Source organism: Phaeobacter sp. S60 (genome assembly GCF_000826845.1).
Lineage (GTDB): Bacteria > Pseudomonadota > Alphaproteobacteria > Rhodobacterales > Rhodobacteraceae > Phaeobacter > Phaeobacter piscinae.
Genome location: NZ_JSWJ01000010.1, coordinates 45,520 through 68,729, shown reverse-complemented (window position 1 = coordinate 68,729; position 23,210 = coordinate 45,520). Strand labels below are relative to the sequence as shown.

The window sequence follows — 23,210 nt, the reverse complement described above, 5'->3', positions numbered from 1 at the left end:
AGAGGGAGAGAGGGGCCGGGAAAGATCAGGTCCGAGGCTGCCCGAGAGAGGGTGTCCGGGCCTGATCCTGTCCTTCATTCCGGAGTTTCCCGATGACCCATCTTGCCCCTGTTGCGCAGGCGTCCTTGCCTGCGCCCATTGTCCCGTTGGCAGCAAATCCTGCCCCTGCGATCGTTGCTGTTGCCGAAGCGCTGCAGCCCGATCTGGCGCAAGGGCTTCAGATCGACGCGCTGCGCCTGCGCCGCGCGATGGAACATGCCTTTGGCGGTTCCGATGCGACCGGTGCCTGGGACTGGAAGCTCGCCTATGAGGCGGGCGAGGTGGCGCTGATCCTCTTCCTGCGAAAGTTCGGTCGGGCACTGCTTGCGCGTGCCGGCTCGCCTGCGGCGCTCTTGCCGATCCTCGCCAAGGTGGCAGGCCTCTTGCCCACGCACACCCGGCGGTCGGAAGAGATGGAGCGCTTTCAGCAATTCTCGACGCCGCTGCCCATGGGGCTCGCGGCTGTGGCGGCAGCACAGATCACGCCCCGTGATCTTGTCCTAGAGCCGTCTGCCGGGACCGGTCTCCTGGCGATCCTCGCCGAGATCGCCGGCGGCACTCTGGCTCTGAACGAGTTGGCGGACACCCGCGCTGACCTTCTTCGCTTGCTGTTCCCGGGCCGACCGGTCACGGGGTTTGATGCCGCGCAGATCGATGATCATCTCTACGCCTCCTCAAGCCCGAGCGTCATCCTGATGAACCCGCCTTTCTCGGCCCAAGCCAATGTCGATGGTCGGTCGACCGAGGCGACGGCCCGGCATCTGCGCTCGGCCCTCGCGCGTCTGGCCCCCGGCGGACGGCTCGTCGCCATCACCGGCGCCGGTTTCGCGCCGGATGCGCTTGCCTGGGCCGAGACCTTCGGCCGTCTAACCGAGACCGCCCATCTCGTCTTCACCGGCGCGGTGTCGGGCGCGGCTTTCGCCAAACATGGGACCAGCTTCGAGACGCGGATTTCTGTCTTCGATAAATGCCGCGGCGGCGAGCCGGGCGGCACCACCGCTGACCTGCGCCAACCCACGTCCTCGGATGTGGCGCAGCTGATGTCCCGGGTCACTGCAGAGGTTCCGCCGCGTCTCGAGATGGAACAGGCCGTAGATGCGGGTCTGGACCACTCATCTCTCTTCCCGGGAAGTCCTAGCCCCACCACGCGCAAACCCGCCAGCCGATCTCGCGCGACCTCTGCGGCTCAGCCGGCGAAACCTCAAGCACCGATCAAGGCCGAGGAATTGGACTACGCACTTCGCGACGCTGCTGCGGAAGAAGATGTCGCACGTCTGTCCGACGCGATCTACGAGACGTTCCGTCTGCAGGCGATCGACATTCCCGGCGCGGAGCCGCATCCGACCAAGCTGGTGCAGTCGGCAGCCATGGCCTCGGTCGCGCCCCCGAAACCTTCCTACCGCCCAAAGCTGCCCCCGGCCGTCCTGCGCGACGGCCTGCTGTCCGACGCGCAGCTCGAGACCGTCATCTACGCGGGGGAGGCGCATGGCGCGCGTCTCGCGGGGTCTTGGACCGTCGATGAGACCGGAGACGTGGTATCCGCAGCACCGGAGGACGCCGCTGACGCTATTGGCTTCCGCCGGGGTTTCTTCCTTGGCGATGGCACCGGAGCGGGCAAGGGCCGCCAGTCGGCTGGGATCCTGCTCGACAACTGGTGCCAAGGCCGCCGCAAGGCGCTCTGGATCTCGAAGAGCGACAAGCTTCTGGAGGATGCGCAGCGCGACTGGTCGGCGCTTGGCCAGGAGCGGCTTCTGGTGACGCCGCTGTCGCGTTTCGCACAAGGGCGCGACATTCCGCTCGCCGAGGGTATCCTCTTCACCACCTATGCGACGCTGCGCTCGGAAGAACGGGGTGCCAAGAAATCCCGCGTCGACCAGATCGTCGACTGGCTCGGGGCGGATTTCGACGGGGTGATCCTCTTCGACGAAAGCCATGCCATGGCGAATGCTGCCGGGGGCAAAGGCGAGCGAGGCGATACCATGGCCTCGCAGCAGGGCAGGGCGGGTCTGCGCCTGCAGCACAAACTTCCGAATGCCCGCGTGGTCTATGTCTCGGCCACGGGCGCGACGACGGTCCACAACCTCGCTTATGCTCAGCGTCTCGGTCTCTGGGGCGGGGAGGATTTCCCGTTCGCGACCCGGTCGGAATTCGTGGAAGCCATCGAGGCTGGCGGTGTCGCGGCGATGGAGGTTCTGGCCCGCGACCTCCGGGCGCTCGGCCTCTACACGGCGCGCTCGCTGTCCTATGACGGTGTCGAATACGAGATGCTGGAACACACACTTAGCCCCGAGCAGCGCAGCATCTACGATGCCTATGCCGGGGCCTTCGCCATCATCCACAACAACCTGACCGCGGCGTTGGGGGCCGCGAACATCACGGGCGGCAGCGGCACCCTGAACCGCCAGGCCAAGTCCGCAGCGCGGTCAGCCTTCGAGTCTGCCAAGCAGCGCTTCTTCGGCCATTTGCTCACCTCGATGAAGACCCCCACGCTAATCGCATCCATCGATGCCGATCTCGCCGCAGGCCATGCGGCGGTCATCCAGATCGTCTCGACGGGCGAGGCGCTGATGGAACGCCGCCTGTCGGAGATCCCAACCGACGAATGGAATGATATCCGTTGTGACATCACGCCCAGGGAATACGTTCTGGACTACCTCGCCCATTCTTTCCCGGTGCAGCTCTACGAGCCTCTCACCGACAGCGAGGGCAACCTCTCGTCGCGCCCCGTCACGCGCGACGGCCAACCGGTGGAGTGCCGCGAAGCCGTCCGCCGTCGTGACGCGCTGATAGAAAAGCTAGCCTCGCTGCCGCCCGTGCCGGGTGCACTCGACCAGATCGTCCAGCGCTTCAGCACCGATCTCGTGGCCGAGGTCACGGGGCGTTCACGGCGCATTGTGCGCAAGGGCGAAGGGCATTCGGCACGGCTCGTGGTGGAGAACCGGGCCGGAGCCGCGAACCTCACGGAGACCCAAGCCTTCATGGATGATGAAAAGCGTATTCTGATCTTCTCAGATGCCGGCGGCACGGGGCGCAGCTATCACGCCGATCTCGGGGCGAAGAACCAGCGCCTGCGGGTCCACTACCTCTTGGAACCCGGCTGGAAGGCAGACGCGGCGATTCAGGGCCTCGGACGCACCAAACGGACCAACCAGGCGCAGCCGCCGCTGTTCCGGCCGGTGGCCACCGATGTCAAAGCGGAGAAGCGGTTCCTGTCGACCATTGCGCGACGTCTCGACTCGCTTGGCGCTATAACTCGCGGCCAGCGCCAGACCGGCGGGCAAGGGCTGTTCCGGCCCGAAGACAACCTCGAGTCGCGCTACGCCCGCGACGCCCTGCGCCAGCTTTACCGCCGCATCTATCGCGGCGATCTGGCCGGATGTTCGCTCGGGGCTTTCGAGGATGCGACCGGGCTCAGCCTGACCGATGACAATGGGCTGAAGGATGACCTGCCGCCGATCACGACCTTCCTCAATCGCCTGCTGGCGCTGACGATCGACATGCAGGCTGTGCTGTTTTCAGCCTTCGAGGAATTGCTCGATCAACGGATCGAGGGGGCCATCGCCGCCGGGGTCTACGATCTCGGGCTCGAGACGCTGCGTGCCGAGAGCTTCCGTGTCTCGGATGCGCGGGTGATCTACACTCATCCCGGCTCCGGCGCGGAAACCCAGCTCCTGACTATCGCAGAAAAGCGGCGCAATGCGCCGACCTCGCTCGCGGATGCGCTGGACTGGCTTGATGACCCGAAGGCGAAGCTTTTGGTCAACAGCCGCTCGGGCCGTGCAGCCGTGCAGGTGCCAGCGACCAGCCTGATGCTGGATGACGGCACCATCGAACCGCGTCTTCGGCTGATCCGCCCGCTTGATGCCAGCACGGTCCCGGCCAAGGTCATGGAGGACACCCACTGGCTCGAGGCCGACCGCGCGGCCTTCTCCGCCGCCTGGACCGCGGAACTGGCCGAGGTGCCGGAGTTCTCAGAGTCCACGCTGCACATCGTGGCGGGTCTGCTTCTTCCGATCTGGAAGCAGCTCCCCCAGGATGAAACCCGCGTCTACCGCCTGCAGACCGATGACGGGCAGCGCATCATCGGCCGCCGCGTCTCGCCTGCTTGGGTCGCGACCACGCTGGCCGCCGATGCGCCCAAGCTCTCGGCCGCGCAGGTCCATGCCCTCGTTCTGGAGGGCAAGACCGTGGTGTGCCTGTCCGAAGGGATGGAATTGCACCGCTCGCGCGTCATGCGCGCGAACCGGATCGAACTGTCGCGCTTCTCGGAGGCAGCCAAGGATCGGCTCAAGGCCGATGGCTTCTTCTCGGAGATTATTAGTTGGAAGCTTCGGCTGTTTTGCCCGACCGACGCTGATGGCGTCGCGATACTGGATCGTCTGCTTGCACGTTGTCCTGTCGCAAGGCTACATGATCGCGGAGGTTGTTGACCCATGTATTCCGAGACCGAAGACCTCGTGCGCGATCTGGCAGAAAATGCCGAAGGCGTTTGTCGTGCCTACCTTCCCGCCGGACGGCGGGAAGGATCCTACTGGATCGTCGGCGATCTGCAGAACAACCCCGGCCGGTCGCTCTTCGTGCGGTTGACGGGCCCTGCGTCGGGACCAGGGGCAGCGGGCAAGTTTATGGATGGGGCCACAGGCGAGCATGGCGATCTCCTGGACATCATCCGCGCCCGGACGGGGATCACGCGCTTCCCCGACCTTCTCGCCGAGGCCCGAGCGCATCTTGGCCGTCCGCAGCCGGTCGTCCCGGATAGGCAAGAGCCGAGGAAGGCCAAGGCGCCCGGTGGCACTCCTGCGGCGGCGGCGCGCTTGTTTGCTGCCTCGAACCCGATCACAGGCACGCTTGCTGAGACCTACCTCCGTTCCCGAGGCATCACCCAATTCGGGGCGAACGGCGCCTTACGCTTCCACCCGAAGTGCTGGCATCGGGAAGAGGGGCAGACCCGGAGCATCCCCAGACCAGCGATGATCGCGGCGGTTACCGATGGGGCAGGGGCCGTGCAGGGCGTGCATCGCACCTGGCTGGCGCCTGACGGGCAGGGGAAGGCGGCAGTGAATCCAGAGCGTAGGGCTATGGGTCACCTCCTGGGCAATGCTGTCAGGCTGAGCCCGGAGGACGATATCCTTGTCATCGGCGAAGGCATCGAGACCATGCTGTCCCTGTCCGAGGCGGCCCCGGGCCTTCCCGTCTGGGCGGCGCTCTCGTCGGGACACCTCGGGGCGGTCCTGCTGCCGGAGGGGCTCCAGCGCCTCTACATCGCGATCGATCGCGATCCGGCCGGGCAGCGCGCGGCAGAGAAGTTGAGCGCCAGAGCCTCCGAGGTCGGGGTGCCCGTGCGGGTGCTGGAACCGCGGCTCGGGGATTTCAACGATGATCTTCGGGCGAACGGCAAAGACGCGCTGCACCATTATCTGGCAGGTCAGATCGGGCCAGAGGATCGGCATCGCCTGCCCAGCTGAGCTGCATCACGCAGGGGGGGCTGGGAGTGCGGGGAAGGGGGCTGCATCCCAGTCGTGGCTCTGGATCGTCGTCCTCACCCCATCCCGGGCCTTGCGCATCCACCCGTCATCCCGCGCGGCCTTCAAGAGATGGGCAGGCCGTCAAAGCGGTTGCCCCTGCAAGGTCGGCAGGGAACCTATTTCCGCCGGCGGCAAAGCCGCCTTTGCATCGCGAGACAAATAGCTTCCCTGCCGACCTCCTCCACGCTGTTCCGGCCCCGGTGAAGCCGGGGTGAAGGGGCAACCGCCCCGACGGCTCGGGTCTGCCCATGAAGGCCGCGCGGGATGACGCGCGGACGAGACAGGCCCGGAGGCAAGAAACCGATGACGATTCACACCCACGACGACGCGTATGAACCCGCCCATAGCGCATCCCAGACCGCCCATGCGCTCGACGAGCTCCAGCTCTACGGCTATCGCCCCTTTGACGAGCCCGATCCGCGCCCGATGCCCGATGGGCAGCGCCTCGCCGTCGCCGTCGCCGACATCTTCGACGCCCTCGTCGCGACCCTGGAAGACACCCGCATGGAACCCGATCTCGAAGAAGTGCTCTGGGGCCAGGTCAACCTCTTTCACCGCGCCACGGCGAGGATTGAGCGGTCGCTCGATGAAAACGAACAGGCGCAGCGCCGCCTTCAGCGGGAGCAGGACGGCTCCGAGGTGAAATCGACCGAACTCGAGCGCCTGACGGCCGAAGGCCTGACGCTGATCGAACGGCGCAACTGCATGGACATGATGCGCGATCACGCCGCCACCGAGTTTGTCCATCACACGGGCTCTGCCTGGCGCCCCCGCACCGGCTCGATGGTGAACCGCCAGCACATGACGGCCGCGCTCATTGACAGCCGCGACTTCCTCGCCGCCAAGCGCCGCGCAGAAACCGAGGTGATGCTGCCCGCTGGCCCCAAGGTCGCCCTCACCGGCGGGATCGACTTCAACGATCACCGCCTGATCTGGGGCAAGCTCGATCAGGTCCGGACCAAGTATCCCGATATGGTCCTTCTGCATGGTGGCAGCCCCAAGGGCGCAGAGTTCATCGCCGCCAAATGGGCCGAGGCCCGAGGCGTGACGCAGGTGGCCTTCAAGCCTGACTGGACCAAGCACGCCAAGGCCGCGCCCTTCAAGCGCAATGACGCCATGCTGGACGTGCTGCCCGTGGGTGTCCTCGTCTTCCCGGGCAATGGCATCCAGGAGAACCTCGCCGACAAGGCCAAGAAGCTGGGCATCCCGGTCATGAAGTTCGAGAAGGGGGCGTGAGCCCCCTTTTTCCCCTCGCGGGGAAATCGAGGTGGCAGGGTATGCGTCCACTTGATATTATGGAAGAAAGCCTGCTGGATCACGATATGTCTCACTCTGTCGCTCAACTTGAGGTGTTCCCGACCGACCTGCAGATGCGGCGGATCGATCCAGCCTGCAACATGAGGCGGTTTTACCGCATGAGCATTCAATTACCGCATGAGCATTCAACCCGATCTCTTTGGGGGCGCCAGCCTGGTGCGCGAATGGGGCCGCATCGGCGCGCGCGGGCAGATGATGATCGAGCAGCATCCGGATGAAGGGCGCGCCGTCACCGCGCTGATGAAGCTTGCCGCGGCGAAGAAGCGGCGGGGGTATGCATGACGCGCGCGCGTGGGAAACGGCGCGAAACCAACGTAAGGGGAGGCGGATGACACTCGACACGGACAAGATCGATGACGCAGCCCTCGCGATCCTCAGCCTGACGCTGCATGACGGTGATCGGGTCTGGAAGGGGATCGATTGGAACATCACAGACCGGCTTTTCGAGAAAGGCCTGATCCATGATCCCAAAAACAAGGCGAAGTCGCTGAGCCTGACCCCAGAGGGGGTCGCGCATGTGCGAGAAATTCTCGCGCGGGAGTTCAGCAAGGCCGAGTGACGGGCGGCTTTGCGGGTCACCTTCCAGTCGTTCGCTGCATCTGCGCGCCATTTGCCCGCATCCGCAGCATCAGCAACGTGGGCGAATTCTGTTGAAAAACTCTTCCTTGATTGGCGGCGCATACGCTGATTCAATTCCTTTAGGGATTGGGGGGTTTTGCGATGATGGGACCGAAGCAGGAAGCACAGGCGGCGCTGTTTTATGAGTTCTCGTTGGAGGATCATATCCCGCAAGACCATCTGCTACGCTCGATTGACCGGTTCGTCGATCTGGATGACATTCGCCAGTATCTCGCGAACTTTTACAGCCACACAGGTCGCCCATCCGTCGACCCCGAACTACTGATCCGGATGCTGTTGGTCGGCTATTGTTTTGGCATCAGGTCTGAACGCCGTCTGTGCGATGAAGTGCATCTGAACCTGGCATACCGCTGGTTCTGTCGCCTCGACTTGTCGGACCCAGTCCCCAACCATTCGACCTTTTCCAAGAACCGCCACGGGCGCTTTCGGGAGAGCAAACTGCTGCGGCATCTGTTCGAGAAAACCGTTGCACGTTGCATTGCAGATGGTTTGGTAAGCGGACAAAGGCTCGCCGCAGATGCCAGCTTGATTGAAGCCGACGCCAACAAACAGAACTCCACGCCAAAGGAAGATTGGGATCACAGTACCATTGACCCAAACGATGCGCCGCGTGCGGTCAAGGAGTATTTAGACGTCTTGGACGACGCGGCCTTTGGTGCAGCGTCCACGGTAGAACCTAAGTTCACATCTCATTCTGACCCTGCAAGCCAATGGACCGCAGCCCGCAAAGGTCCCGCATTCTTTAGTTATTCCACCAATTACCTGATCGACACCGATCACAGCGTCATCGTGGACGTCGAAGGTACCAGATCAATCCGGCAAGCCGAAGTCGGCTCGGTGCGCACTATGTTGGATCGGATTAAAGACCGGTATGACATTGACCCAGAACGGCTCATTGCAGACAGCGCTTACGGATCAGGGCCAATGCTGGGATGGCTCGTTGACCGCGACATCAATCCGCATGTTCCGGTGCTGGACAAAGCGGGCCGTACAGACGGCACCTGGAGCCGCACTGACTTCGAATGGGACCCCGAGAACAACCAATACATCTGCCCTGAAGGCGAGCCACTCAAACAGTTCCGACGCAATTACTCGGACCCGAACCGTAGGCCGACCGGCAAAGGAGTCGCCAAGTATCAAGCGTTAAAACACACCTGCCAAGCCTGCCCATCCAAGATGAAGTACTGCCCGAACGCCGATGCGCGTAAGATCACCCGCGAAGAACATGAAGACGCCCGCCAAGTCGCCCGCGATATCGCAAAGACAAAGCAATACGCCGTCTCAATGCGGCTGCGGAAGAAGGTCGAAATGCTCTTCGCTCATCTCAAACGCATCCTCGGGCTCAGACGCCTCAGATTACGAGGGCCATGCGGTGCAAATGACGAATTCCTACTCGCCGCAACCGCCCAGAACCTCCGCAAACTGGCCAAGATCTTTCCTGCACCGCAGCAAATGCACAAAGCCTGATCGGAAAGGCGCTCGCGCCATGTTCTGCCGTCGATATTCTGCGCTCGCAAACGTTAGTTTTTCCACAGAATCGGCGGTGAACAGACATTCGCTGCAGCAGGAATGTGTGACCGTTCTCCAGAATGCGAATTGAAACGAAATTCAGCCCGGCTGCAGCGCAACCGGGCCGGTCGCGTCACGCGGCGCTGGCGCTGCGGGCCGGGAAGTCGATGTCGGTTCCGGCGACGTGGTTGATGTAGTTGGTGAAGATGTTCGCCACGACATTCGCGACGGTCTCGATGAGATCCGCCTCGGACAGACCCGCCGCCTTTGCGGCGGCAAGATCCGCATCCCCCACCAAACCCTTCGCCGATACGACCGAGGTCGCGAGCGCGAGGATGGCGCCGGTGCGCGGGTCGTCGGATCTGCCTTCGAGGTGGGCGTCGATCACGGCAGGGGCAACTTTCAGCCCAGCAGAGATCGCAGCATGGGCCGAGGCGCAGTAGTCACAGGCATTGGCGCCAGCAACGGCGAGCGCGATTGCCTCGCGGGTGCGGGCGTCAAAGCTGCCGCGCGACAGCGACTCGTTCAGGCCGAGCATGCCGGCCAGCACCGCCGGTTGATTGGCGGCGACACGGTACAGGTTCGGCACCATGCCGATCTTACCCTTGATCGCCGTGAAGAGCGCGGCGGCCTCTGGGCTTGCGGAAGCGTCGCTAACTTGGGTGATACGTGCCATTTGGATCTGTCCTTTCTTGGCGGATGGAAATCAGGCCGAGACCATGTCGGTTTCGGGTTTGGAGAGGCTGATCACGGCCACGACGGCGGCACCGTTCAGCCAGTAGTAGGCGGCGTCGAGCCCGGCGAAGCCGAGGGCGAAGGGCAGGATCAGGAAGAGCACGCCGACGGCGAGATCGACGGCGAGGTGCAGCTTGTAGGGCAGCACCCGGATCAGGCCGGTCTGGTGATCGGTAAAGACGGTCAGCAGCAGGGCCGCTACGCCGATGATCGGCGAAATGGTCAGCGCGAGGGCGTTGGACTCACCCAGACCGAGGAGAAACGGCAGAGTGATGAGCGCGAAGGCGACGGGATAGTCGAGCCAGGAATGGATCTGTTTGGTGACGAAGCGCATGGCATCGGTCCTTTCGACGGGTTTCACGGGACGGCGGATAGCCGCCGCTAGGCTTATCTAGCCACGCTTCCCGGGACGATGAATTTCAGAAAGTCCGAACTATTGCGCAGTTCGTCCGGATTACTTGGACGATCTGTCAGGCCGCGGTTTGTCGCGCCCCTCCCGTTTGGCGGAAAGCAGCAGGCGACAGGCCGATTTCCTTCTTGAACACCCGGCTGAAGGCCGATTCCGAGGCATAGCCCGAAACCTCCGCGGCCTCGGCAACGCTGAGCCCACGCGTGACGAGCGCCTCCCGCGCGATCTGCATCCGCCAGGAAGTGACATAGGACATCGGCGTCACGCCAAGTCTCTGCGTGAAGCGTTCCGCGAAACCGGTGCGCGACAGGCCCGCTTCGCGCGCGAGGGATGCCACCGACCAGTCTCCGGCGGGGGAGCGGTGGAAAGACGTGAGTGCGCGCGCAAGCTGCGGGTCGGCGAAACCCGCCACGCCCCCGCTCCCCTCTGCAGTCTGTTCGATATGAGCACGGATCGCCTGGGCAAAGATCGCCTCGGACAGTTTCAGCGCAATCAGGTCGCCACCAAGTCGCGCACCGCCCGCTTCGGCGCCGATGACCTTCAGCGTCGCTTCGAGCCACGGCCCGGCCTCATCGCCGTAACCGCGCAGGTGGATGAAGGGCGGGAGCCGGTCGAACAGCAGGTGGCGCGAGCCTTCGGCCAGCGCAAAATGGCCGCAGATAAGCTGAGTGTCGCGCGTCGTCTCGTCGCCGCCCCAGACGAGCGTGCCGTGACCCGGGAACCCCGAGCGCGACAGGACATCGTCAAGCGGCAGCGCCTCGTCGGGGCCTGTATGGCGGCACGCGAGCACATGGGCTGTGCCATGCGGGATGATGATCAGATCACCCTGCGCCAGATGCACGGGTTGTGTGCGGTCGCCGACGCGCACCAACGCCTCTCCCCGGTGCGCGAAGTGGAAGCGCGCCACATCGCGGAAGGCAGGGACGCGCACGCCCCAGGGCTCGGTAAAGCTCGTGCGGAAGTAGAGCGAGCCACGAAGCGAGAGGCGGGTGAGGATGTCACTGAGCAGGTCCAACATAGCGAAACGATGTGACGGAAATCATCGCCTGTCCAGAGGGCTGGACGAATGCGCAGGCATTCCGGACTACCGGGCATTCTTCGTCCGCAATCTGCGGGTGTATCTGATGGCATCATCAGAACAGGAGGTTCCCATGAACTCGATGAATCGTTCCGTCGCCGCAGTGGCAGCGACAATCGCGCTCGCCATCGGCGGGTTTGGCGCCCATCAGGTGGCGCGCGCACAGTCGCGATGGCCAGCGGCGCGGTGATCGGCGACGGCAACGTCACCTCGATCCCCGAAGGGTTCCGCCATTGGACCTTTCTCGGCGCGCCCCTGACGCCGAACGGACTCAATGGCGGCGCCGCCGGTTTCCCCGAATTCCACCATGTCTACATCCACCCCGATGCTCTGGCAGAATTCGAATTGACCGGCGTCTTCCCCGAAGGCACGACGATCGTGAAGGAACTCGTGTTGATGCATGAAGGCGGCTACGAGGACGGATCGCGCGACGAACCTTCGGGCCGCGGCTTCTTCGCCAAGAGCTTCAACGGTATCGACATGATGGTGAAGGACAGCGACCGTTTTGCCGACACCAACGGCTGGGGCTTCTTCAACTTCGGCCATCACGAGCCGCCCTATGCCGAGACGGCGACGGCCGCATCGGCAGCAGAATGCGCCTCGTGCCATGCTGACAACGCCACGACCGAGATGGTGTTCGGCAAGTTCTATCCGATCCTCGGGCAGAACTGAGGGCGGGGGCGGGTGCGATGGCATTGTCCAGCGAGAACGTCGTGTTCTTGCGTCGACTTGCGGCGAAACAAAATGCTTACGTTGCCATTTCCATCGCTATCATCCGTCAGTTCGGACGATCAGACATGAGCTTCGAACGCTCTGGAATTCACGCAAGCCGCGATCTGCCTCAAGTTACCGCTACGCCCGACAGGCCAAGTCGCCCGGGTGTCATCCCTCAACCGAAAGGAAATCCGATGTCTCGCAAACTCACCCTCGCCGCCGCGACGCTCGCGGCTCTTTGCGCCTTTGGTCCGGCCATGGCGGCCGATGAAGTCAACGTCGTCCCGGGCCTGACCGCCGCTGGTGCGCCGCTCGGCCTGCACGGTGCCGATCCGGTCGCGCTCCTCGATCAGGGCACGAATGTAGAGGGCGTCGCCGCCCAGACCGCGATCCACGATGGCGTCTCCTACTACTTCGCCTCCGAAGCAAACCGGATGACCTTCGAGGCCAACCCGGCGCGCTACGTCGTCCAGAACGGCGGCTTCTGCACCTTCGGAGTCTCGGTCAACAAGAAGTTCGACGGCGACCCGAACTTCGCGGCTGTGGTCAACGACAAGCTCTATGTCTTCCTCAGCGAAGAGATCTACCAGGCCTTCCTGAAGGACAAGGACGGCACGATCGCGAAGGCCGCCGAGAACTGGAAGTCGATCCAGCACACCGCCGCCACGGATCTCTGATCCTTGGGCAGCGTTCCGGGCCGGCCAGTCCCCGCCGGCCCGGACTTTCCATGGAGAAGCACATGCCCCAGCACATCACCCTCGTCAGCCACGCGCTTTGCCCCTATGTCCAGCGCATTGCCATCGCACTTGCCGAGAAGGGGGTGACGCATGACCGCCTGACTGTCGATCTGGCCAACAAGCCGCGCTGGTTTCTCGACATCTCGCCCATGGGCCGCACGCCGGTCCTGAAGGTAGGCGCAACGGCCCTGTTCGAATCCGCCGCGATCCTCGAATATCTCGAGGACACGCAGCCGCGCCCGCTGCATCCCTCTGACCCGGTCAAGCGCGCGCGCCATCGTGCCTGGATCGGCTTCGGCGCAGAATGCCTGAACGACATCGCTGGCTTCTACTCGGCGCCGGACAACGCAACTCTGGACATGAAAGCCGCCACGCTTCACGCACGCTTCCGGCTTCTCGACCGTCAACTGGGTCGGGGCCCTTGGTTCGCCGGCGACACATTCAGCCTGGTGGACGCCGTTTTTGCGCCGGTCTTCCGGTATTTCGACACATTTGACCGGATCGGCGATTTCGGTGTGTTCGATGGGCTGGAACGGGTCATAGATTGGCGCTGCGAGCTGGCCGACCGCCCCTCGGTGCAGGGCGCCGTCGGACCGGACTACGACAACCTGCTCGCCGGATTCATCGAGCGGCGCGGTGGTGCCCTGTCGCGAATGCTCGGACAGGGCGCTCGCGCTGTAGCATCATTTGCCTGAAACTGGAGTTCAAGGTTGCAACAACTGACACAAGAACGACGCGTGCGGCGGACACCTTGGCGGTTTGCCCCCGCGATCACCTTCGCCCGGCTGACCGAGGTGCCGCCCGATCTCCTGGTCGCGCACATGTCCGATCCGCGGATGGCAGAACACATGCCACTGTTGACCGAACCTTGGGACATCGCCGTCGCCAAGCGCTTCGTGACGGCAAAGGAAGCCACATGGCAGCGCGACGGGCTTGGTCACTGGGCGATCCTCGCCGATGGAAGCTATGTCGGATGGGGCGGGTTCCAGAAGGAAGGCGATGAATGGGACTTCGGCCTTGTCCTGCGGCCAGACGCCTTCGGTCTTGGCGCTGCGATCACCCGAGCCGCACTGGACTTCGCCCGGGCTGATCCGCGGATCGCCTTCGTGACCTTTCTGCTGCCGCCTTCGCGCCGCAACCTCGGCGCGCTGGCACGGTTGGGCGCCCGTTTCGTTGGCGAGGTGGAGCATGCCGGGGCATCGTTCCGGAAATTCCGGCTTGAGATGGATTGAGAGGCCGTACGGCCGGGGCAGAGCACAATCAGGAGAAGAGGATCATGACCATCATCGATCACATGAGTCTCGGCGTCGCGGACGTACCTGCAGCGAGAGAATTCTATTTGACGCTGCTTTCCAAACTCGGGATTAACTGTCTTGCTGAGGGAGAGGGCTTCGCCGCCTTTGGGCGCGCGCGTGTGGAGGTCCTGCTGCTGGCACCCTTCGATGGCCGCGCGGCGAGCGCCGGCAATGGTGCACATGTCGCCTTCGCCGCGCCCAACCGGGAAGCGGCTACGAAAGCCCATGCCGCCGGCCTTGACGCAGGTGCAAGCGACGAAGTCGCGCCTGGCATGCGCGCGGCCTATCCGATGCCAGACGTCTTTGCCGCCTACCTGCGCGACCCATGGGGCAACAAGACCGAACTGGTCCATGGCGGATTCAGCGCCTGATCACGGCCGGGCCGAGATCGAAGGGCTGCGCGCGCAAGTCGCCGCCTGCACGGCATGCGCGGACCTGCCCCTCGGGCCGCGTCCGATCGTTCAGATCGGTGCAGGCGCGCGCATTCTGATCGCGGGCCAGGCACCGGGGCGGCGGACGCATCTTGCTGGGCGCCCATTCGACGACGCTTCAGGGGTGCGGCTGCGACAGTGGCTCGGCCTCGACGAGGCCACCTTTCGGGATCCTGCGAAGGTTGCCATCCTGCCGATGGGTTTCTGCTATCCCGGAACCGGCCGATCGGGCGACCTGCCGCCACGCCCCGAATGCGCGTCGCGATGGCGCCAACGGGCTCTCGATCTGCTTGCTAACGTCCAGTTGACCGTCGTCATCGGACGCCATGCCCAGGCTTGGCACTTACCGGACACCGCAGGCCTGCCGCTGGTGGAAGCAATGCGCGACTGGCGGGTGCGCTGGCCCGAGACCGTCCTGCTGCCGCATCCAAGCCCGCGCAACTCAGGCTGGTTACAGCGCAACGGATGGTTCGAAACCGAGCTGTTGCCACGTGTGAAGTCTCGGATAGAGGCAGTCCTCGGTGATTCAACGTTGTGACGCACACAATGGCCCAATTCCTGTCCAGCGAAATCATCGGCGAAGACCACCAACCTGACGATAGGCTGCGAAAGCATGGTAAAGTCTTTTTTCCCGGCCACGGAGCCACGCGTGGGTGGATAGGGCTCATAGAGGATCAAAGCGCCAGTCTCGCCCCTAACTGCAATGGAATTGAGAACTTCTCCTAAGAAGGCAGAGTAAGTCCGACGCTGGCCCATCCTCTCCGGCATGTGTTGTTTGTGGGTGCCGCAAACCGAGCCTTCCGCAAAGCTGCCGGTGAAGCCCTTTGCATCGAACGTCCGCTTTAGGCCGAACACGATGCTGCACCTGCGAAGTAGGCTTCCATGCTGCGATGTGCATGACTGTCTACAATGGTGAAGGTTTCAACATGGGCAAGCCCCGTAAGCGGGGCCGGGCTGCTGAGGCTCCGCCCTGAATTCCGACCTTGCTGTCTTCCTGTGCCAATACGTCTTGGTCTGTCTCATCCTGAGCCATCCCAAAACGTTTGCCACATGGTCGCCTTCACGATCCGCTTTCAGCCCTGACGGGTCTGCATCCCTCTTGCAAGGTGGACGCTGCCGCCGGGCGAAGCCGAGGGGCTCTAGTCTTCGCCACCTGGCATAAGACTCCGAAGGGCTATGCGTCTGGCTTCTGGTCGAACAGAATAACGTGCGCGCCTTCTTCACTGTCAGGGTTGCCTACCAGCACGAACGGCATATCCGACCCGTACTTCTCGTAGAGACAGCGGTATTTCATCTCGCCGCTGAGCGGATCGCGCACTTGGTCATAGCGAAAGCTGTGCTGAACGCCGTCTTCGATCCAGGCCTTGACGCCATCGGGGGTCACCAGTGCAAGCGGCGCGCCGTCCAGCAAGATTGTCTCGCCAACGTTGAAAATCTCTTTCATCTCATGGGTCTCCTATCGGTCTTCTTTGGCAGCGTTACAAACCATCGTCGCCTTTGCAACGATCTCTGCCCCGCGTGTTCTCTCTCTCGGTGTCATTGCCCCCGGATCACAATCGTGTCCTGCTCCGGTCGCTCGCGAGCATTTTAGGGCTGGAGGCGTTCTATCCTGCGTCCTCATAGGGCTCGTACCTCAGGTTCGCACCGTCCGACGGCTCAAAGTCATCGGACCATCTGGTACGGCGCATGCCGCAGATCCACTGGAACACGACGCCAACCTCGACATCTTCACCGTTTACCGTCGCCCAAATGACTTCGACCGGGTAACCCGCATAATTCTTCATGCTCAACTCCTGACCTCCATTTGGTCGGAGCCGCAGTTATCAGGTGGCAGGTATCTGCCTGTCCCTATATATGCTTGGCCAACACAAAACGGAGTTTACAAACTTGCTTTACAGGCCTCTACATATTGCGCTCTTTCTGGGCGCGGCTTCATCGGCTGTCGCTGCCGAGTGGGAGATCGGCTTGTCGCGAGGTCTGGAGACCTATGCTGCGACTGCAAACGACGGGACCTTGCTCTTAGTTTGCGATCCTGACCGTGTCTACAACCCAAACGAGAGCCATGCGTACTTTTTGTCGCGTCAAAGCGATGACAAAGCGCCACAACGCATTGTCTTTCTCGCGGCGACCGGAGAGCAGGCTGCCTTTTCTGTGCAGCACGGGATCGCAACGCAACGAGATGCTGATCCTGCCGAATGGGCACAGCTCATCGATATGATCGAGGCGGGCGGTCAGATTGCTGTCGTGACCGCACGCGATGCCTTTACGCTGGATCAGGACGCGCTGCCCGGGCTTCGATGCCGCTGATCTTTTGAGCGAGCTCTTCGATCTCGGAGTGCAGCAGCGCCTTACCGAAGGCGGATAACAGCTGCGTCACCCCATAGACGTTGAGCGGGTCATCAATGCTTGTCTGCAACGCCGCCATATGGGCGGCGTCGAGCCTGATCATCGATTTCATGAAGGGGGCACCAGTGCCTTTGGGCTCGGCCAGGCGTGGTCGTGCAGCGGAGGCAACCTCATGCCAGGTCGCGGTGTCGCGCAGGTTTTGCATGCGGGCGCGAACCGCTTTGATCAAGGCACGCCGAACGTAGTCCGGATCAAGGCCAGATCGTTCTGCCAGCGCCTCAATCCGTGCCTGATCCTCAGCTCCGATGCGCACGTAATAGGTTCGAGACTGCCCTTCGGTGCGAGTGTTGCAAGCATCATCCGCCACCGGCTGGGTGGATACCCCCGAGTTGATGCGCGCCGTTTCAGCCGCGGCTGCCTTTTCCCCTTTCCGGGGTTCATTCTTGACCACTGATTTTACCGCTGGGCCTTCTGTCGCGACCGCTTCCGCCGTACTCTGATCGAACGCGGCATATTTCGTGGCGCTCGTGGCGAACTGCCGCGACCGCGCCAGCCTGTCTTCGTTCGAGACAGCGGTCCCGGACCGGTTTGGAATCTTCCTAGCCATTGGCAGCATCCACCACGGCCTCGATGTCGCCAAGGATCTCACTGCATAAGGCGAGGGCGGAGGAAAGATGCCCCGCCTGCAACCGATGACGAAGATCTTGTTCATAAATGTCCCGCACATATCCCAGTGGCCCGGTCAGCGGCATGCGCTGGATCGCGGCGAGATGGGGCACCGGCGTGGGCAGAAGTGGCAGGGTTGAAATCACCTCGAAGACCTCAAGGTCCTGCCGGTGAACCCTGCGTCTTGCCGCATCACGCTCAAAGTCATCGCCTGCGGTCACGAAATCGATCGCGCGTTTGTCCGCGTTCATCAATACCGCGGAAAACAGCGGGGCGGGGTCATCCGGCCCGAGGGTCTCGATCATGCGCATAACCCATGTCAGGGTTTTCAGGGCCGCCACGAAATCCGATTGTACCGGCACGGCCGGCACCAGGATCATGTCGCAGGCCAGCGCCAGTGTTTCGGTGTCGGGGTGCTCGCCGGGGCGGGTGTCGATCAGAACCAGATCAACACCTTCAGCCTCAAAGCTGTCCAGCGCGTGGTAAAGGCCTTCAACGGTCTCGGGGGCATCGGCCACGGTCAAGCCTGCGGGCCATGGTAGGCGTGGCAGATCACCGAAGTCGGCGCGCGCGCTTTTTGATTCCCATTCGAGGATTTGCTTGTCAGCATCCGCATCCATGACATGCACACGGCGGCCGCGTGCCAGCATGGCGGACGCAAGCATCTGTATGAGAGTTGTCTTTCCCGAACCGCCCTTCGCGGAGATGGCCGTCACAACAAGCATTCTTCGACTCCATAACGTATATTTTGCGCCGTTATGGCAATGCCTCGGGATGGCGTCCAGACCTTGCGGGATACAGGCGTTCACCCTTTGGGTCGGACAGATGTGCAGCTGCTGAGGCGATGTGCTGTTTTGGCGATCATCTGCGTACGCGTTCGGTCAATTGGTCAGCAGGTCACTCACGCCGACCGTGATTGCAGTGTCCATCCTTTTCGCCATCGCGTCGTTGTGGCAATTTCCCAATGCTGCCATCAGCCTTCGAGGTGTCGGGTCACCTGACCATCGACTATCCGTATCAGCGCCGACGTAATACGCACGGTGCTGCGCAGGCGTTCCAATCCCACAAGGTCTTCTTCTCCTTCCGGGAGAACCCCTTTGAGCATTCAACGCCAATGAAGGGATATCGTGTCGGCTGCGCCGACGTCATTCCCGCGCCTGTTCAGGATCCGGGCCGGGGTCCCGGATCGCGGCGCGGGGGAGGCGGTGTCCCTTCGGTCTGTTCGTTGTCGCGAGGGGTTTACAGCAGGCATGGCCAAGACCCTGCCTGCTGATCACCGAAGGTGCGACAACGGACCGAAGGGACGTTGACAGGAACGGTATTGTGTATGACAAAACTTGTACGGCGACTCATTAGAGTTTTCGTGTCTACAAAAACTATCTAATGATAAATCTTGCCGCCCATGTCGAAACGCCTCTCCACCATAGCCCGACAGGAGGTTCTCCGGCTTGCCGCTCAAGGGCTTGGCGATGGGGAGATCGCCGTGCGTGTTGGCTGCTCCCGACCCACTGTCGCCCGCGTGCGGGCGCGCGGTGTGGTGACGGATCGAACCACAAAGGGCCGCGTGCTGCAGGTTCGGGTGTCCGCCCGTGAGGCCGAAGCATTCGAGGCGCTTGTGGCTGAGACTGGCATGACCACGTCGGGTTTGCTCCGGCACATGATCCGTCTCTCATCCGGCATTGTCGCGTTTCGCCGGGACGAGGTCACGGCGCTCAAGGCGTCGGCCAATCAGCTCAATGCCTTGGCGCGCAATCTTGTCCAGATGCTGAAGCTTGCCCATGCGGGCAAGCTGCGGTGGAACGCGCGCGACGCGGCAATGGTCGGTCGGCTTGCGGATCGGGCCGAAGAGGTTGCCCGGGCCGTGCAGGCTTTGCGCGCGGCCTCGCTGCGCGGGTCCTTCGTCCGGGTGTCCGATTTTCGGGACGTTGGGGAGGGGCAGCACGATGGCTGAAACACGCACCCTCCAGCAGGCGGTATTGGGCGAGATTCTGCCTCATGTGGGGCGGCGGTCTGCAGCCATGGCAGGCGAAGCGCGCGTATCGTCGGGCCGTCGGCGTGGCACGTCCGGCGGGGCAGTTGCGGTAATGTCCTGGAACGCGCTGCGGGTGCCGCAAAGCGTGGTGAAGCGGGTCGGCACGGGCGGGTGTCATTCGCCAAAAGAGTTACGCCGACAGATGAAATACATTCTGCGCGACGAGGCGCGGGTCGCAGCCTGGTCGAACCAGATCGGCATCGATCGCGTCTTTGGCGAGCGTGGCATGGAAAATGTCATTGCCGATTGGAGTGCTTCCTGGTGCGGGGCGCCGAAACGGGGTCATACCGATCACATCATCCTGTCTTTTCCCAAGGGAACCGAGGCGGAATTGGCGGAAGCCATCTCGCGCGAATGGGCGCAAGAGGTGTTCGGCGGGGATTACCGGGATCGATATCGGTATGTGGCGGCCCTCCATTGCAACACAGACCATGTGCATGCCCATGTTCTTGTCGACAAGGTCGGGATGGAGGACGGCAAGTTCCTCTCGATCAGCCGCCATTCCGAGATCAGCTATGACATGATGCGCGAGCTGCATGCGCAGATCGCGGGCGAGCACGGGCTGGTACTGAACGCCTCTTCCCGTCTGTCGCGCGGCATCATGGAAAACGCCCCGCGGGACACTGATTTGCAGGCGGCCCGCAAGGAGGGACGGGAGCCAGTGGTTGCCCCGCTGGATCCTGAATGCCGCGCTCTGCGAGAGGCCGAGATACGCAGACACGCCGAGGGGTATCGGCAGCTGGCGCAACTTGCGGGGATGGGCCTGGAGGCCGACACCCCTCCGGATGGATGGATGGGGCGCATCGCGGAGGGCGCAGAGCTTGCCGCCACCAACTTGATGAAAGGAATGCCGGTGAAAGAAGGGTTTGCCGAAGGGGTTGATATCCCCGCTGCCGGAGCGGATGTGATCGGTCGTCTGATCGCCGCCCGCGAGACATTGCAAGCGGAAGCCGACACCGCGTGGAGCGCCATTCAGGACATGGCTCCCGGTGCCGAAAAGGTCGAACTGGAACAGCTCTTTGCGGGGCAGGCCCGCGAAATGGGCAGGCTTCTGGGCCGCGACTTTCTTGCGGATCATTCTTCATCGGTGTCGCCCGAGCGCGATCCCTACAGAGTTCAGGGGATTGCGGGGCTGGCCGCACGGGCAGCAGAGGAGGGCAATCCGCTCGTCGCTGAGGCCGATGCTGCACTGGGTCGTTTCAGAGCGGAATTGGCGCGCGTTCTGGCACCGATGGAGGCACGATTCGAGGAGGCGGGCAGCAGCATCGAAGAAGTCGCTGCCCGTTTCACCGCACCCCATCGCAGCGAGGCGCAACTCGAAGCCTCACGCCCAGTGGACGCCCAGGAGCGCTCGGACTGGCTTGGGCTCGAACGCGACCAGCAGGCGCGCGCGCGTGATGTTTTTGCGGGGCTGCACATGGATCGTGATCTTTTGGCGGATCTGGCGCGTCAGGATATTCTTGACGCGGGGCAGGGCAGTCGCCTTGCCGACATCGCCACGCTGGACAAGCTGATCTCCGACGTGCGGCAAGACCTGCGCGACGGGGATATGGATCAGCTGGCCGCTGGCCGGATCGATCCGCTCATGGACCGCATCGAAGACCCCGGTCTGCGACAAGCCGTGTTCTCGGAGCTAAAGGCCATCGCCGCAGTGGATGCGGGTGATGACATTACCGGGCGCGACAGCGAACCAGCCGCCACCTACCGGACCCGGATCGAGGCTTTCGAGCGCGCCGAGGAGCGGGGGCGCGACCGGGACGATACCAGTGGCGATTACGGCCTCTAGAGGATTCAAAACATGCTGCATTCAATGGAAAGCCGTTGGCGGTATCCAATCGCCATCCTGCTCGGTCTCGGTATTGGCACCTGGATCGGTGCCGCGATCGCCACGCTCTATCTGATGGCGCGATTTGGCGAAGACCTGGGTGGGTTCGATATTTTCGAACTTTGGCTGCTCAATCTGTCTGATCCACGGGTCAAGGCAAACCCTGCGGTGGAACATACTGCGTGGCTCATCACGGCACTTCCTGCCCTGCTTCTGGCGGCGACAGGAGCGACATCCGTTCATCGCGGGTCGCTCACCGATTATGATGATGCGCATTTCCAGTCGCGTCCCGAGCTCCGCCGCAACCGTATGTCTGCGTCTCTTTCCCAGAACGGCTTTCTGTTCGGCAAGCTCGGGTCACCTGCGTCCCGTGCGCCTTTCGTGTCGGCCACGCCAGATCGCTTCCCACACGCAATGATGATCGCGCCAACGGGCCGGGGCAAAGGGGTAGGCTTCGTTTTACCGAACCTTTTGCACTTCCAGGGCAGTGCCGTGATCCTCGACGTCAAGGGCGAGAATTTCGAGAAGACATCCATCCACCGCCAAAAGGCGCTGAACAATCAGGTCTGGTACTTTTCGCCCTATGACTACGTTCAGCCCGAAGGCAAGAACGGGCCTGTCCTGACCCGCACGCACCGGTTCAATCCTCTCCAGCGCATTGCCGATCTGCCCAGCCCCGAGCAGCAATACACAGCCGTCAACACCATGGCGGACTTGTTCCTCATCGTCGAAAGCGTGAACGCGCAGAGCTTTTTCCAGGCCGGACGCAGCCTGTTCGTGGCGTCTTGCCTCTATGCCATCGAGACCGGAAAACCGACGATCGGTGAGGCGCTGCGGATCATGACCGGCGGCGGCAATAAAAAGGAATTCTACAAACGGGCCGCGATGCAGACTGCGAACTCGGTGGTGTCAGAGATTTTCCTGAGCATGGCCGACGAAGTGGACAAGATTCTCGATTCCTATGTCAGTGTGATCCGCGGGGCCGGATTGGAGCTTTGGCTCGATCCGGCGGTGGACCGGGCGACACAGGCAAGCGATTTCGATTTCGGGACGTTCCGACGAGAACCACAGTCGCTCTATATTGTCGTGCAGCCGGAGCACCTGAAAACACTTGCCCCCCTGATCCGGCTCCTGTTCGCCGATGCCATCGCATGTTTGCAGCGCGCGCATCCGGGACCGGACGAGCCGCATCCCGTCATGTTCCTGATGGATGAATTCGACCAGCTGGGCAAACAACCCCTGGTCTTGCAAAGCATCAAGACGATCCGCTCCTATGGCGGGCGGCTCTTTATTATTTCGCAGTCGATCCCCGGTCTTGAGGGCATCTACGGCGAAACCGACCGCCGCGCACTGCAGGCCGGTGCTGGTGTACAAATTTACATGACCCCCCAGGATGATCGCACCGCCGACGTGCTGTCCGCAGCCCTCGGCAAGCGCACGATCGTGGGCAAGACCAGATCACAGGCAACCGTGCGCAAACTCTCGGAAAGCGCAAATATCAGCCGTCGCTCGGAAGAACGGGCGCTGGTATCCCCCGCTGAATTGCTGCGTTTCCCGCTCGACAAGGTCCTTGTCCTGCCCGAGGGGCAATATCCCATCAAGGCGGATCACATCCGTTACTATGCGGACCGACATTTTGAGGAGATCGACAAAGCACGGCAGGGGCATGCCTTGCCCTATCCTCCTGCTGCTGCGCCAAACTCGAGCAGGCCGAAGAAAATCACCCTCGAGCAACCAGAACCCGCAGCACCCGCGGCGATCTCCATGGGCGACAAGGAATTCGAGACTGCGGTCCAGACCTATACAGGAGCACTACAGGGATACGCAGAGGCCGCTAGGGCACAGCCAAAGAAAACACGATCAGGTAGTCGGACGCGGCTTTCGGAAGCAAAGGCGAGGGGATGATCTAGAAA

The 23,210-nt window shown here is 62.7% G+C and carries 22 protein-coding genes and 1 pseudogene; 16 read left to right on the top strand and 7 right to left on the bottom strand.

The features are described from left to right. The first annotated feature begins 92 nt into the window (after window positions 1-92). From OO25_RS09800 to OO25_RS09775, 6 genes and pseudogenes are all read left to right on the top strand, one after another. Window positions 93-4,469, top strand: coding sequence for a bifunctional class I SAM-dependent methyltransferase/DEAD/DEAH box helicase (locus OO25_RS09800; protein ID WP_040179882.1), 4,377 nt, complete (start codon window positions 93-95; stop codon window positions 4,467-4,469). 3 nt (window positions 4,470-4,472) lie between these two features. Further along, the gene (locus tag OO25_RS09795; protein ID WP_040179881.1) at window positions 4,473-5,504 is read left to right on the top strand and encodes a toprim domain-containing protein; all 1,032 of its coding nucleotides are present in this window, start codon (window positions 4,473-4,475) and stop codon (window positions 5,502-5,504) included. A gap of 363 nt (window positions 5,505-5,867) precedes the next feature. Further along, window positions 5,868-6,800 (top strand): DUF2493 domain-containing protein, encoded by a 933-nt coding sequence (locus tag OO25_RS09790; RefSeq protein WP_040179880.1) that lies wholly within the window; start codon window positions 5,868-5,870, stop codon window positions 6,798-6,800. Between the two features lie 86 nt (window positions 6,801-6,886). Then, window positions 6,887-7,163: pseudogene (locus tag OO25_RS09785) on the top strand (WGR domain-containing protein). Between the two features lie 46 nt (window positions 7,164-7,209). Continuing rightward, the gene (locus OO25_RS09780; RefSeq protein WP_040179879.1) at window positions 7,210-7,440 is read left to right on the top strand and encodes a DUF6429 family protein; all 231 of its coding nucleotides are present in this window, start codon (window positions 7,210-7,212) and stop codon (window positions 7,438-7,440) included. Between the two features lie 161 nt (window positions 7,441-7,601). Then, window positions 7,602-8,987 carry an IS1182 family transposase gene (locus OO25_RS09775; RefSeq protein ID WP_040179919.1) on the top strand — a complete coding sequence of 462 codons (1,386 nt, stop codon included), beginning with the start codon at window positions 7,602-7,604 and terminating at the stop codon, window positions 8,985-8,987. Window positions 8,988-9,162: 175 nt separating this feature from the next. On the opposite strand, the gene OO25_RS09770 is transcribed toward OO25_RS09775, so the two are convergent. From OO25_RS09770 to OO25_RS09760, 3 genes are all read right to left on the bottom strand, one after another. Further along, on the bottom strand, window positions 9,163-9,705 hold the full coding sequence (locus OO25_RS09770; RefSeq protein WP_040179878.1) for a carboxymuconolactone decarboxylase family protein: 543 nt from the start codon (window positions 9,703-9,705) through the stop codon (window positions 9,163-9,165). Between the two features lie 30 nt (window positions 9,706-9,735). Further along, the gene (locus OO25_RS09765; RefSeq protein WP_040179877.1) at window positions 9,736-10,098 is read right to left on the bottom strand and encodes a hypothetical protein; all 363 of its coding nucleotides are present in this window, start codon (window positions 10,096-10,098) and stop codon (window positions 9,736-9,738) included. Between the two features lie 136 nt (window positions 10,099-10,234). Next, window positions 10,235-11,191, bottom strand: a complete 957-nt coding sequence (locus OO25_RS09760) for an AraC family transcriptional regulator (RefSeq protein WP_040179876.1) — start codon at window positions 11,189-11,191, stop codon at window positions 10,235-10,237. 231 nt (window positions 11,192-11,422) lie between these two features. Between OO25_RS09760 and OO25_RS09755 the strand changes: the two genes are divergently transcribed. From OO25_RS09755 to OO25_RS09730, 6 genes are all read left to right on the top strand, one after another. Next, window positions 11,423-11,923, top strand: coding sequence for a cytochrome P460 family protein (locus OO25_RS09755; protein ID WP_052465647.1), 501 nt, complete (start codon window positions 11,423-11,425; stop codon window positions 11,921-11,923). A gap of 17 nt (window positions 11,924-11,940) precedes the next feature. Beyond that, window positions 11,941-12,642 (top strand): YHS domain-containing (seleno)protein, encoded by a 702-nt coding sequence (locus OO25_RS09750; protein WP_369808855.1) that lies wholly within the window; start codon window positions 11,941-11,943, stop codon window positions 12,640-12,642. Window positions 12,643-12,704: 62 nt separating this feature from the next. Beyond that, the gene (locus OO25_RS09745; RefSeq protein ID WP_040179874.1) at window positions 12,705-13,397 is read left to right on the top strand and encodes a glutathione S-transferase family protein; all 693 of its coding nucleotides are present in this window, start codon (window positions 12,705-12,707) and stop codon (window positions 13,395-13,397) included. A 126-nt stretch (window positions 13,398-13,523) separates the two neighbouring features. After that, the gene (locus OO25_RS09740; RefSeq protein WP_082035322.1) at window positions 13,524-13,934 is read left to right on the top strand and encodes a GNAT family N-acetyltransferase; all 411 of its coding nucleotides are present in this window, start codon (window positions 13,524-13,526) and stop codon (window positions 13,932-13,934) included. A 44-nt stretch (window positions 13,935-13,978) separates the two neighbouring features. Beyond that, window positions 13,979-14,368: a VOC family protein gene (locus OO25_RS09735; RefSeq protein WP_040179872.1), complete on the top strand. Its 390-nt coding sequence runs from the start codon at window positions 13,979-13,981 to the stop codon at window positions 14,366-14,368. After that, on the top strand, window positions 14,349-14,966 hold the full coding sequence (locus OO25_RS09730) for a uracil-DNA glycosylase family protein (protein ID WP_040179871.1): 618 nt from the start codon (window positions 14,349-14,351) through the stop codon (window positions 14,964-14,966). The genes OO25_RS09735 and OO25_RS09730 overlap by 20 nt, the downstream gene beginning before the upstream one ends. A gap of 636 nt (window positions 14,967-15,602) precedes the next feature. Here the strand turns inward: OO25_RS09730 and OO25_RS09720 are convergent. Together OO25_RS09720 and OO25_RS09715 are read right to left on the bottom strand one after the other, a co-directional pair. Continuing rightward, complete coding sequence (locus tag OO25_RS09720; RefSeq protein ID WP_040179869.1) at window positions 15,603-15,872, bottom strand: hypothetical protein; 270 nt, start codon at window positions 15,870-15,872, stop codon at window positions 15,603-15,605. 160 nt (window positions 15,873-16,032) lie between these two features. Further along, window positions 16,033-16,212: a hypothetical protein gene (locus OO25_RS09715; RefSeq protein WP_040179868.1), complete on the bottom strand. Its 180-nt coding sequence runs from the start codon at window positions 16,210-16,212 to the stop codon at window positions 16,033-16,035. 43 nt (window positions 16,213-16,255) lie between these two features. On the opposite strand from OO25_RS09715, the gene OO25_RS09710 reads away from it, so the two are divergent. Next, complete coding sequence (locus OO25_RS09710) at window positions 16,256-16,735, top strand: hypothetical protein (RefSeq protein WP_175304818.1); 480 nt, start codon at window positions 16,256-16,258, stop codon at window positions 16,733-16,735. Here OO25_RS09710 and OO25_RS09705 read toward each other — a convergent pair. Together OO25_RS09705 and OO25_RS09700 are read right to left on the bottom strand one after the other, a co-directional pair. Beyond that, window positions 16,692-17,381 (bottom strand): hypothetical protein, encoded by a 690-nt coding sequence (locus tag OO25_RS09705; RefSeq protein WP_139044769.1) that lies wholly within the window; start codon window positions 17,379-17,381, stop codon window positions 16,692-16,694. The two genes, OO25_RS09710 and OO25_RS09705, sit on opposite strands and share 44 nt — an antisense overlap. Then, window positions 17,374-18,165 carry an AAA family ATPase gene (locus OO25_RS09700; RefSeq protein WP_040179865.1) on the bottom strand — a complete coding sequence of 264 codons (792 nt, stop codon included), beginning with the start codon at window positions 18,163-18,165 and terminating at the stop codon, window positions 17,374-17,376. Before OO25_RS09700 ends, OO25_RS09705 begins: the two co-directional genes overlap by 8 nt. A 677-nt stretch (window positions 18,166-18,842) precedes the next feature. On the opposite strand from OO25_RS09700, the gene OO25_RS22770 reads away from it, so the two are divergent. From OO25_RS22770 to OO25_RS09685, 3 genes are read left to right on the top strand one after another with little or no spacing between them, the layout of a single operon-like run. Further along, window positions 18,843-19,391, top strand: coding sequence for a helix-turn-helix domain-containing protein (locus OO25_RS22770; RefSeq protein ID WP_040179864.1), 549 nt, complete (start codon window positions 18,843-18,845; stop codon window positions 19,389-19,391). Beyond that, window positions 19,384-21,258 carry a relaxase/mobilization nuclease domain-containing protein gene (locus tag OO25_RS09690; RefSeq protein ID WP_040179863.1) on the top strand — a complete coding sequence of 625 codons (1,875 nt, stop codon included), beginning with the start codon at window positions 19,384-19,386 and terminating at the stop codon, window positions 21,256-21,258. The genes OO25_RS22770 and OO25_RS09690 overlap by 8 nt, the downstream gene beginning before the upstream one ends. Window positions 21,259-21,270: 12 nt before the next feature. Beyond that, window positions 21,271-23,202: a type IV secretory system conjugative DNA transfer family protein gene (locus tag OO25_RS09685; RefSeq protein ID WP_052465646.1), complete on the top strand. Its 1,932-nt coding sequence runs from the start codon at window positions 21,271-21,273 to the stop codon at window positions 23,200-23,202. The last annotated feature ends 8 nt before the right edge of the window (window positions 23,203-23,210 follow it).